The sequence below is a fragment of the Stenotrophomonas maltophilia group sp. Smal32 genome (assembly GCF_030237085.1).
Classification (GTDB): domain Bacteria; phylum Pseudomonadota; class Gammaproteobacteria; order Xanthomonadales; family Xanthomonadaceae; genus Stenotrophomonas; species Stenotrophomonas maltophilia_Q.
This window is the reverse complement of sequence record NZ_JASJSI010000045.1, coordinates 24179-34534: the sequence shown is the minus strand read 5'-3', so window position 1 is coordinate 34534 and position 10356 is coordinate 24179. Positions and strand designations below refer to the sequence as shown.

12 protein-coding genes are annotated in these 10356 nt (G+C 68.3%); all 12 read left to right on the top strand.

Annotation, left to right across the window (positions count from 1 at the left end):
- The first annotated feature begins 321 nt into the window (after window positions 1–321).
- The 12 genes from fliE (at window position 322) to fliP (ending at window position 10300) form a co-directional block, all read left to right on the top strand.
- Window positions 322–687 (top strand): flagellar hook-basal body complex protein FliE, encoded by a 366-nt coding sequence (gene fliE / locus QRO91_RS12540; protein WP_005416441.1) that lies wholly within the window; start codon window positions 322–324, stop codon window positions 685–687.
- Between the two features lie 13 nt (window positions 688–700).
- A complete protein-coding gene (gene fliF / locus QRO91_RS12535) occupies window positions 701–2347 on the top strand; it encodes a flagellar basal-body MS-ring/collar protein FliF (protein ID WP_049429345.1) in 1647 nt (548 codons plus the stop codon).
- Window positions 2348–2354: 7 nt separating this feature from the next.
- A complete protein-coding gene (fliG, locus tag QRO91_RS12530) occupies window positions 2355–3341 on the top strand; it encodes a flagellar motor switch protein FliG (RefSeq protein WP_024958226.1) in 987 nt (328 codons plus the stop codon).
- Window positions 3338–3979, top strand: coding sequence for a FliH/SctL family protein (locus QRO91_RS12525; RefSeq protein WP_049429346.1), 642 nt, complete (start codon window positions 3338–3340; stop codon window positions 3977–3979). The genes fliG and QRO91_RS12525 overlap by 4 nt, the downstream gene beginning before the upstream one ends.
- The gene (locus QRO91_RS12520; protein WP_164147210.1) at window positions 3976–5361 is read left to right on the top strand and encodes a FliI/YscN family ATPase; all 1386 of its coding nucleotides are present in this window, start codon (window positions 3976–3978) and stop codon (window positions 5359–5361) included. The genes QRO91_RS12525 and QRO91_RS12520 overlap by 4 nt, the downstream gene beginning before the upstream one ends.
- 3 nt (window positions 5362–5364) lie before the next feature.
- Window positions 5365–5832, top strand: coding sequence for a flagellar export protein FliJ (gene fliJ / locus QRO91_RS12515; protein WP_005413256.1), 468 nt, complete (start codon window positions 5365–5367; stop codon window positions 5830–5832).
- Complete coding sequence (locus QRO91_RS12510) at window positions 5832–6998, top strand: flagellar hook-length control protein FliK (protein WP_197620527.1); 1167 nt, start codon at window positions 5832–5834, stop codon at window positions 6996–6998. Before fliJ ends, QRO91_RS12510 begins: the two co-directional genes overlap by 1 nt.
- Window positions 6999–7240: 242 nt before the next feature.
- Window positions 7241–7756 (top strand): flagellar basal body-associated protein FliL, encoded by a 516-nt coding sequence (fliL, locus tag QRO91_RS12505; protein ID WP_049480301.1) that lies wholly within the window; start codon window positions 7241–7243, stop codon window positions 7754–7756.
- Between the two features lie 10 nt (window positions 7757–7766).
- Window positions 7767–8771 carry a flagellar motor switch protein FliM gene (gene fliM / locus QRO91_RS12500; protein WP_197651024.1) on the top strand — a complete coding sequence of 335 codons (1005 nt, stop codon included), beginning with the start codon at window positions 7767–7769 and terminating at the stop codon, window positions 8769–8771.
- The gene (gene fliN, locus QRO91_RS12495; protein WP_005409543.1) at window positions 8768–9103 is read left to right on the top strand and encodes a flagellar motor switch protein FliN; all 336 of its coding nucleotides are present in this window, start codon (window positions 8768–8770) and stop codon (window positions 9101–9103) included. Before fliM ends, fliN begins: the two co-directional genes overlap by 4 nt.
- A gap of 17 nt (window positions 9104–9120) precedes the next feature.
- The gene (gene fliO / locus QRO91_RS12490; protein ID WP_170272481.1) at window positions 9121–9519 is read left to right on the top strand and encodes a flagellar biosynthetic protein FliO; all 399 of its coding nucleotides are present in this window, start codon (window positions 9121–9123) and stop codon (window positions 9517–9519) included.
- Window position 9520: 1 nt separating this feature from the next.
- On the top strand, window positions 9521–10300 hold the full coding sequence (gene fliP / locus QRO91_RS12485) for a flagellar type III secretion system pore protein FliP (protein WP_197651023.1): 780 nt from the start codon (window positions 9521–9523) through the stop codon (window positions 10298–10300).
- Window positions 10301–10356 lie beyond the last annotated feature (56 nt).

Sequence of the window (10356 nt, the reverse complement as noted above, 5' to 3'; positions counted from 1 at the left end):
ACTGGGCTGCACGGGGGCGGGGGTGGGGGGGGGGGGGGGGGGGGGGGGGGCGGGGGGGGCCGGGCCCCCGCCCCCGGCGAGGCAGGGCCGGCCGCCCCCCCCCCCCCCCCCCCCCCCCCCCCCCCCCAAACCCACGTTTTGTTCGCTTTTGGTTTTGGTGTTGGTGTGGCCGGCCCGGGGCCGGCACTACCGCGGGGAGCGGGGTGCAACCCCGCACGCACACCCAACCTCCTCACTTCACTGAATCGAAAACCGGTTTCGGCACGGCACTTGCACTGGCTCCAGCAGACAACCCCATCCCTGTTTCTGGAACCGTTGCAGATGTCCCACTCCGTCACTTCGATCCTTTCGCAGATCCGCTCCTATCAGACCCAGATGGGACAGCCGGCGCTCAACCCGCTGGGCGAAACCCCGCGCAGCAATGCCCTGCCGGGCACGGTGCTGGAAGCACCGCAGGCCCAGCCGGCCAGCTTCACCGAAACCCTGCGTGGTGCGATTGCCGGCGTCAACGACGCGCAACAGAAATCCGGCGCCCTGGCCAAGGCCTTCGAAATGGGCGACCCCAGCGCCGACCTGGCCAAGGTGATGGTCGCCTCGCAGCAGTCCCAGATCGCCTTCCGCGCCACCGTGGAAGTCCGCAACCGTCTCGTCCAGGCTTACCAGGACGTGATGAACATGCCGCTGTAAGGAACATTGACGCATGGCACTGACGCTCTCCAAGGACAGCCTGAACGCCGAGAAGGCCGGGCAATGGTTCGACCGCCTGCAGAGTCTGCAGATCACCCGTCGGCTGGGCCTGATGGCGATGATCGCGGTGGCGGTGGCGGCAGGCCTGTCCGTGTTCTTCTGGTCACAGAAGCCGGGCATGGTCCCGCTGTATACCGGCCTGGACCAGAAGGCGACCGCTGAAGCGACCGACCTGCTGCGCGCCGCGCAGATTCCGTTCGCGCTCGATCCCGCCACCGGCGGCATCACCGTGCCGGAGAAGAACCTGCACGACGCCCGCCTGAAGCTGGCCGGCTCCGGCCTGACCGACAGCGGCAAGCTCGGTTTCGAGCTGATGGAACGCGACCCCGGCTTCGGTGTCAGCCAGTTCGTGGAAAGCGCGCGCTACCAGCACGCGCTGGAAACCGAGCTGTCGCGCACCATCAACACGCTGCGCCCAGTGCGCGACTCGCGCGTGCACCTGGCCATCCCCAAGCCCAGCGCCTTCACCCGTCAGCGCGATGTCGCCAGCGCTTCGGTGACCCTGGAACTGCGCGGAGGCCAGCAGCTGGAACGCAGCCAGGTGGACGCCATCGTGCACATGGTCGCGGCCAGCATCCCGGATCTTGCCCCGGAACGGGTGACCGTGGTCGACCAGAGCGGGCGCATGCTCAGCATCACCGACCCCAACAGCGAGGCAGCCGTCAACGCTGCACAGTTCGAACAGGTGCGCCGCCAGGAAACCTCGTTCAACCAACGCATCCGCGAGCTGCTGGAACCGATGACCGGCCCGGGCCGCGTCAATCCGGAAGTGAGCGTGGACATGGATTTCTCGGTGACCGAAGAAGCCCGCGAGCTCTATAACGGCGAGCCGCAGAAGCTGCGCAGCGAGCAGATGAGCGAGAACACCACCAGCACGCCGGGTCCGCAGGGTGTGCCGGGGGCGACCAGCAACAGCCCGCCGGGCCAGCAGGCCGCGCCGGCCACGGCGCAGACCCCGACCGAAAGCAGCAAGAACGCGACCCGCAACTACGAGCTGGACCGCACCCTGCAGCACACCCGCCAGCCCGCGGGCCGCATCAAGCGCGTGTCGGTGGCAGTGCTGGTGGACAACGTGCCGCGCGCCGGCGCCAACGGCAAGATGAGCCCGCAGCCGCTGTCGGCCGCCGAGCTGACCCGCGTCGAGGCCTTGGTGAAGCAGGCGGTCGGCTTCAACGCCGAGCGTGGCGACACCGTGTCGGTGATGAACGCCCCGTTCGTGCGCGAGATCACGCCCGAGGAAGGCCCGGCCTGGTGGGAGCTGCCTTGGGTGCACGACGCCGGCCGCATGCTGCTCGGCGCGGTGGTGGTGCTGGCACTGCTGTTCGGCGTGCTGCGCCCGGCGCTGCGCGCGATCACCGGCCAGAACAAGAAGAACGACGAGCACGCACTGGAACCGCATACCGCGGACGTGCAGCTGGTTGATGACGATGGCACCCCGCTGCCGGCGCTGGGCGCCGACCGGGCCAGCCTGGCCGGGCCAGACGCACTGGCCCTGCCGGTGGATTCATATGAGGAACGACTGCGGATGGCGCGTGAAGCCGTGAAGACCGACTCCAAGCGCGTGGCCCAGGTGGTCAAGGGCTGGGTGGCCAATGACTGAGCCGCAATTGACCGGCGTGCAGCGCGCGGCCGTGCTGCTGCTTTCGCTGGGTGAGCTGGACGCGGCCGAGGTGCTGCGCCACATGGAACCCAAGGAAGTGCAGAAGATCGGCATCGCCATGGCCACCATGACCGACATCACCCGCGAGCAGGTGGAACGGGTGATGGACCAGTTCGGCCAGGAGCTGGGCTCGAAGACCTCACTGGGCGTGGGTTCGGATGACTACATCCGCAACATGCTGGTGCAGGCGCTGGGCAGCGAGAAGGCCGGCAACCTGATCGACCGCATCCTGCTCGGCCGCAACACCACCGGCCTGGACGCGCTGAAGTGGATGGACCCGCGCGCGGTGGCCGACCTGGTGCGCAACGAGCACCCGCAGATCATCGCCATCGTGATGGCGCACCTGGAAACAGACCAGGCCGCCGACGCACTGAAGCTGCTGCCCGACCGTACCCGCGTCGACGTACTGCTGCGCATCGCCACCCTCGACGGCATTCCGCCGAACGCGCTCAATGAACTCAACGAGATCATGGAGCGCCAGTTCGCCGGCAACCAGAACCTGAAGTCGTCCAACATCGGCGGCGTGCAGTGCGCGGCCAACATCCTGAACTTCATGGACAGCGGCCAGGACCAAGCGATCCTGGGCGAAATCGCACGCATCGATGCGCCACTGAGCAACCGCATCCAGGACCTGATGTTCGTGTTCGACGATCTGGTCGATCTGGACGATCGCGAAATGCAGCTGGTCCTGCGCGAAGTGAGCGGCGAGCGCCTGGGCCTGGCCCTGCGCGGTGCCGACATCAAGGTGCGCGACAAGATCACCCGCAACATGTCGCAGCGCGCGGCCGAAATCCTGCTGGAGGACATGGAAGCCCGTGGCCCGGTGCGCCTGTCCGACGTGGAAGGCGCGCAGCGCGAGATCCTGGCCATCGTCAAGCGCATGGCCGATGAAGGCACCGTCACCATCGGCGGCAGCGCGGAGGCGATGCTGTGAGCAACGTCGTGCGCTGGCTTGCCCCGGACCTGCTGGCCCAGCCCGAACCGGCGCTGGCGCAGGAAGATGTGTTCGAACTCACCGAGCCGGACCCGGAACACGAACCCGAGCCACCGCTGCAGCTGCCGACCCTGGAGGAGATCCAGGCGATCCAGGACAGCGCCGAGAAGGAAGGCTTCCAGCACGGCCATGCCGACGGCTACAGCCAGGGCCAGGCCGAGGTGCGGCGCCTCGCCGCGCAGATCGAAGGCATCCTGGACAACTTCAGCCGGCCGCTGGTGCGGCTGGAGAATGAAGTGGTCGGTGCGCTCGGCGAGCTGGCCGTGCGCATCGCCGGTGCCCTGGTCGGGCGTGCCTACGAGGCCGACCCTGCGCTGTTGGCGCAGCTGGTCGGCGAGGCCATCGACGCGGTCGGAGGCAGCACCCGCGAAGTCGAGGTGCGCCTGCACCCCGACGACATCGCCGCCCTCGCCCCCCTGCTGAACCTGTCGCCGCAGCAGCGCCTGGTGCCCGATACCAGCCTGAGCCGCGGCGACCTGCGCGTGCATGCCGAAGCGGTGCGCATCGACGGCACCCTGGAAGCCCGCCTGCGTGGCGCGCTGGATGCGGTGATCCGCCAGACCGGAGCAGGCGCATGACGCCCGAATCGCAGCCCACGCCACCGCCCGCCGACTGGGCCATGGCCCGCAACCTGCGCCTGGCCCGTCGTCTCGACGGCCTGCGCGTGGATACCGCGCATGGTCGCGGCCTGATCCGCGAGGGCGTGCTGCGTCGCGCGGTCGGGCTGACGCTCGAAGCGGTTGGCTGCGAGGCACCGCTGGGCGCCAGCTGCAAGGTGGAAGTGGTCGACGGTGGCTGGGTCGATGCCGAAGTGGTCGGCTTTGCCGGCGAGCGCACCTACCTGATGCCCAGCGCTGAACTGCACGGCCTGCTGCCCAACGCCCGCGTGGTGCCGTCGGCGCGCCGCGGTGGCGTGGAAGTCGGCGAAGGCCTGCTCGGCCGGGTCATCGACAGTGATGGCGTGCCGCTGGACGGCAAGGGGCCGATCCGCGCCGAAGGCCACGTCGGCATGGCCGGCGTCTCGATCAATCCGTTGGCACGTGAACCGATCACCCAGCCGCTGGACGTGGGCGTGCGCGCGATCAACGCGCTGCTGCCGATCGGCCGCGGCCAGCGTGTCGGCCTGTTCGCCGGCTCCGGCGTCGGCAAATCCACGCTGCTCGGCATGATGACCCGCTACACCGCTGCCGATGTGATCGTGGTCGGGCTGATCGGTGAACGTGGCCGCGAAGTCCGTGATTTCGTCGAAACCACTCTGGGTGAGGAAGGCCTGCGCCGCGCCGTGGTGGTGGCCAGCCCGGCCGACCGCCCGCCGCTGGCACGCCTGCACGGCGCCTACCGTGCCACCGCCATTGCCGAATGGTTCCGCGACCAGGGACTGAATGTGCTGCTGCTGATGGACTCGCTGACCCGCTTCGCCCAGGCACAGCGCGAGATCGGCCTGTCGGTCGGCGAGCCGCCGACCACCCGCGGCTACCCGCCGTCGGTGTTCGCCAAGCTGCCGGCGCTGGTCGAACGCGCCGGCAACGGCGCCAAGGGGCGTGGTTCGATCACGGCGTTCTACACGGTGCTGACCGAGGGCGACGATCCGCAGGACCCGATCGCCGATGCCGCCCGCGCGATCCTCGATGGTCACATCCTGCTCTCGCGGCGCGTGGCCGACAGCGGCCTGTATCCGGCCATCGACGTCGAATCGTCAGTCAGCCGAGTGGTCACGGAAATCGCCGACGAGCCGTGGCGCCTGCGCATCCGCAAGCTGAAGCGGCTGGTCTCGGCCTACTCGGCCAACCGCGACCTGATCGCCATCGGTGCGTACCAGCGCGGCAACGACGCGGCCACCGACGAAGCCCTGGAACGCTGGCCGGAAATCATGGAGTTCCTCGGCCAGGACGTTGCCAAGGCCGCAGATCTCCCGCACAGCCAGGCGGCACTGCAGCGCCTGGTGGAACAAGAGAGTTAAGCCATGAACCAGTCCAAGCGCATCGATCCCCTGCTCAAGCGGGCCCAGGAACACGAGGACGCGGTCGCCCGAGACCTCGCTGAACGCCAGCGCGTTCTCGATACCCATCTATCGCGACTGGACGAACTGCGACGTTATGCCGAGGAGTACGCAAACGCGCAGATGGCAGCGACCAGCCCGGCGCAGCTGCTGAACCGTCGCGCTTTCCTGGACCGCCTGGACAGTGCGGTCGAGCAGCAGCAAGCCACGGTCAACGGCAACCGCGAAAAAGTGGAAGCCGAGCGTGCCCGCCTGATCCTGGCCAGCCGGGACAAGGCCGTGCTGGAACAGCTCGCCGCCAGCTACCGCGCGCAGGAAAAAGTGGTGACCGATCGCCGCGACCAGCGCGAGATGGACGACATCGGTGCGCGCCGCGCGCGCCTTGTACAGGCCGAAGACCAGGATGGCACCGAGCAGGGAGGCCGCTCGTGATGCCCTCCCCGCTCGCCAGCAGCGCCAACGCGCAGACACAGAATTCCGGCGGCGCTGCAGCGCGCGCACCGCGCAGCGAGCGCGGCAAGGAATTCGGCCAGCTGCTGCAGGGTGGCGCGCCCTCTGCAGCCGCCCCTGCCAGCAGCGCCACCACGCCGACGCCATCCACGCCGAGCCAGCCATCGACCCCCGACAGCAATGGCCAGGCTCCCGGCGAACGCAACGCAGAAGGCGAAGCGGCAAGCGCTGAAACGTCGCCGCTGCCGCCCGTTGCCGCCACCCCGGCTGGACCCGGCACCGACAAGGACACGCCCGCCGCGACCGAGGATGCCCCGTGGCCACCGCTCGGCCTGGCCGGCCTGGTGCTGGCGATGCCGACGCCCGTGAATCCGGCCGCCGCTCTGCCGACCACCGCTGCACCGTCGCTGGCCAGCGACGGTAGCGCGCTGCCCGCTGCCACCGCCGCGAACCCGGCGCTGCCCGCAACCGCCCCAGCAGCGGCTACCGCAGCCGCAGCGACGGCCGACGGCAAACCTGCGGCGACCAGCGCTGACGATGCCAGCGCGCTGCCACTGCCGGAGATGATCCCGCCCGGCAAGCGCAGCGAGCGCGGCGAAGGCAGTGACGTGGCTGCCCTCGGCGACCGCAACAGTGCACCACTGCTGCACGCACCGGCAGCGGCCGCCGTGCAGGACCTGAAAGCGGCGCTCGCCACCGGCAACGCGATCTTCAATGGCGAACCCACGCCCAAGCCCGTGCTGGGTGACGACGGCTTCGACCAGGCCATCGGCGCGCGCCTGGGCTGGCTGGCCGACCAGAAGATCGGTCACGCCCACATCCGCCTGAGTCCGGACGACATGGGCCCGGTGGATGTTCGCCTGCAGTTGAACGGCGACAAGGTGCATGCCAGCTTCAGCAGCCCGCACGTGGACGTGCGGCAGGCGCTAGAAAGCAGCCTGCCGCGCCTGCGCGAGCTGCTGGGCGAACAGGGCTTCCAACTGGCCCACGCCGATGTCGGCCACCAGGCGCCTGGAGGTGACGGCAGTGCGTCGGGGCAATCCGGCGCCGGCGGCATGGCCGGTGACGGAGAACCGTCGCCGGGTGACACCAGCGTGTCGTCCGCGCAGTTGATCCGCCAGCGCGGATTGCTGGACGCCTACGCCTGACACGCGTGCCAACCAAGGTTGGCACCTACCAGAGTGGGGCGGTCGGCGCCCACCAGGGCACAGGGGCACCGGGGCAATGGAGCCGGCCAGGATCGGCACTTCGCCGTATCGCGTTGGTGGCTGCGGAGCTTGCTCCGCACGGCCGCACCGGCACCCCGACGGAATTCCGTCGCACCCCACCGCCCCATCTTCGGCACACCCCTTGCATATCCCGGTGAAGCAACCCTCAGGAGCTTCACCCCGTGGCCGCAGCCGCTGACAAAACCAAGAAGACCGCCGAGAAGGACAAGGCCGCCAAGCCGCGCAGTCCGATCCTGATCACCGCATTGGTGGCCGTGCTGGCCGCCGCCGCCGCTGGTGGCGGCGTCTGGTTCTTCACCCAGTCCAAGCCGGAAGAGAAGACCGCGCAGGCCCCGAAGAAGTCGGCCACCCCGGCGCCGGCGCAGTACTTCGCGCTCGACCCGGCCTTCGTGGTCAACCTCAACGGCCCCGTCGACGGCCCGCGCTACCTGCAGCTGGAAGTGCAGCTGATGACGCGTGACCCGGCCGCGCTGGAGGCGATCAAGACCCACGCACCGGCCATCCGTGCACGCCTGCTGATGCTGTTCTCGCAGGTCAGCCCCGACCAGATCGCCGATGTCGCCGGCAAGCAGAAGCTGCAGGCTGCGTCGCTGGCCGAAGTGCAGAAAGTGCTCAAGGCCGAGACCGGCAGCAATGGTGCCGACGACCTGCTGTTCACCAGTTTCGTGACCCAGTAAGGGCCCACCAATGAATGATCTGTTGTCCCAGGACGAGATCGATGCCCTGCTCCACGGCGTGGACAGTGGCGCGGTCGAGACCGATCCGGAACCGCCGTCAGGCGAAGCGCGCTCATACGACTTCGCCAGCCAGGACCGCATCATCCGCGGTCGCATGCCAACCCTGGAAATGGTCCACGAGCGTTTCGCACGCCTGTGGCGGATCGGCCTGTTCAACCTGATCCGCCGCTCGGCCGAGCTGTCGGTGCGCGGCATCGAGCTGATCAAGTTCAACGACTACATGCACTCGCTGTATGTGCCGACCAACCTGAACCTGATCCGTTTCAAGCCGCTGCGTGGCACCGGCCTGATCGTGTTCGAACCGACCCTGGTGTTCGCCATCGTCGACAACTTCTTCGGTGGCGACGGGCGCTACCCGACCCGCATCGAAGGCCGCGAGTTCACCGCCACCGAAATGCGGGTGATCCACCTGCTGCTGAAGCAGACCTTCGCCGACCTGCGCGAGGCCTGGGCACCGGTGATGGATGTCGACTTCGAGTACATCAACTCGGAAATCAACCCGCACTTCGCCAACATCGTGACGCCGCGCGAGTACGTGGTGGTGTGCCGCCTGCACGTCGAGCTCGATGGTGGTGGCGGCGATATCCACGTGACCCTGCCGTACTCGATGCTGGAGCCGATCCGCGAACTGCTCGACGCCGGCATCCAGAGTGACCGCAACGACCGCGACGAGAGCTGGGGCCAGACCCTGCGCGAACAGCTCAACATCGCCGAGGTGACCCTGTCCAGCGTGCTGACCAGCAAGCGCATGACGCTGCGTGACCTGACCCAGCTGAAGGTCGGCGACATCCTGCCGATCGAGCTCAGCCCGCAGGTGCCGTTGTGCGTGGAGAACATCCCGGTGTTCACCGGCGAGTTCGGCATCGCCAACGGCATGAATGCCGTGAAGATCACCGCTACCCATCCGCCGGGCACCCGCCCGCGCGTACCCGTCATCCAGGAAGACCCGCAATGAACGATATCGACGCCCTCGAACCCACCCCGGCCCAGTTCAGCAGCCTGCAGGCCGACGAGGCGAACGGCCCGGACCTGAACCTGGACGTGATCCTCGATGTGCCGGTGACGCTGTCGCTGGAAGTCGGTCGCGCGCGCCTGCCGATCCGCAACCTGCTGCAGCTCAACCAGGGCTCGGTGGTGGAACTGGAACGCGGCGCCGGCGAATCGCTGGATGTGTTCGTCAACGGCACGCTGATCGCCCACGGCGAAGTGGTGGTGATCAATGACCGCTTCGGCGTGCGCCTAACCGACGTGGTCAGCCCGAGCGAGCGTATCCGGAGACTGCGTTGAGCCTGCTGGCCTCCACCCTGCTGGCGGTCGGCAAGGCCGCCGCCCCGGTTGGCCCGCAGATTGGCCAGCATGCGGCCGCCGCACCCAGCCTGTTCGGTGCGGTGCTGGCGCTGCTGGCGGTGCTGGCCCTGGTCATCGGCCTGGGCTGGCTGCTCAAGCGCATGCCCGGCAGCGGCTTCCGCCCTGCCGAAGGCATGAAGCTGGTAGCCAGCCTCAGTGTCGGCGCCAAGGAACGCGTGGTGGTGGTCGAGGTCAACGGCCAGCAGCTGCTGCTGGGCGTCACCGCCGGTGGCATCAATACCCTGCATACCCTGCCCGAACCGTTGCCGCCACCGGCGCCGGTACGCGTGCCGGACTTCAAGAACCTGCCGAATTTCGCCCAGCTGCTGCAGCAGCGGCTGCGCAAGGACCCCTGACATGCGTGTCACCCGTACCCGTCTTGCCATCCTGATGCCGTGGCTGCTGTTGCTTGCCCTGTGCCTGTTGCCGGCACTGGCGTTCGCCGCGCCCGGCGCACCGACCACGCCGCTGCCGGACATCAACGTCGGCAAGATCGGCGGTGCGCCGGTCAGCCTGCCGCTGCAGACCCTGCTGCTGATGACGGCGATCACCCTGATCCCGTCGATGCTGCTGGTGCTGACCTCGTTCACCCGCATCATCATCGTGCTGGGCCTGCTGCGCCAGGCGCTGGGCACGGGCCAGACGCCGTCCAACCAGGTGCTGCTGGGCCTGGCCCTGTTCCTGACCGCGATGATCATGCTGCCGACCTGGGACAAGGCTTGGAGCACCGGCATGGCGCCTTACCTCAACGGCGACATCGACTTCCAGACCGCCTGGACGCTGACCACCACGCCGCTGCGCGCCTTCATGCTGGCGCAGATCCGCGAGACCGACCTGATGACCTTCGCCGGCATCGCCGGGCACGGCACCTACGCCAGCCCCGACGCGATCCCGTTCCCGGTGCTGGTCGCCTCGTTCGTCACCAGCGAGCTGAAGACCGCCTTCGAGATCGGCTTCCTGATCTTCATCCCGTTCGTGATCATCGATCTGGTGGTGGCCAGCGTGCTGATGTCGATGGGCATGATGATGCTGTCGCCGATGCTGGTGTCGGCGCCGTTCAAGATCCTGCTGTTCGTGCTGGTCGATGGCTGGGTGCTGACCGTCGGCACACTGGCGGCGAGCTTCAATCCGGCTTGATATCCCCCGCAAAGAGCAGTCGAGCATGGCTCGACTCTACATAAGCAGATGGAACC

Excerpts from the sequence above, each read along its gene's own strand:
- fliJ (WP_005413256.1), top strand. The coding sequence starts at position 5,365 with ATGAACCAGTCCAAGCGCATCGATCCCCTGCTCAAGCGGGCCCAGGAA.
- fliP (WP_197651023.1), top strand. The coding sequence starts at position 9,521 with ATGCGTGTCACCCGTACCCGTCTTGCCATCCTGATGCCGTGGCTGCTG.
- fliN (WP_005409543.1), top strand. The coding sequence starts at position 8,768 with ATGAACGATATCGACGCCCTCGAACCCACCCCGGCCCAGTTCAGCAGC.
- fliF (WP_049429345.1), top strand. The coding sequence starts at position 701 with ATGGCACTGACGCTCTCCAAGGACAGCCTGAACGCCGAGAAGGCCGGG.
- QRO91_RS12520 (WP_164147210.1), top strand. The coding sequence starts at position 3,976 with ATGACGCCCGAATCGCAGCCCACGCCACCGCCCGCCGACTGGGCCATG.
- fliE (WP_005416441.1), top strand. The coding sequence starts at position 322 with ATGTCCCACTCCGTCACTTCGATCCTTTCGCAGATCCGCTCCTATCAG.
- QRO91_RS12510 (WP_197620527.1), top strand. The coding sequence starts at position 5,832 with ATGCCCTCCCCGCTCGCCAGCAGCGCCAACGCGCAGACACAGAATTCC.
- fliM (WP_197651024.1), top strand. The coding sequence starts at position 7,767 with ATGAATGATCTGTTGTCCCAGGACGAGATCGATGCCCTGCTCCACGGC.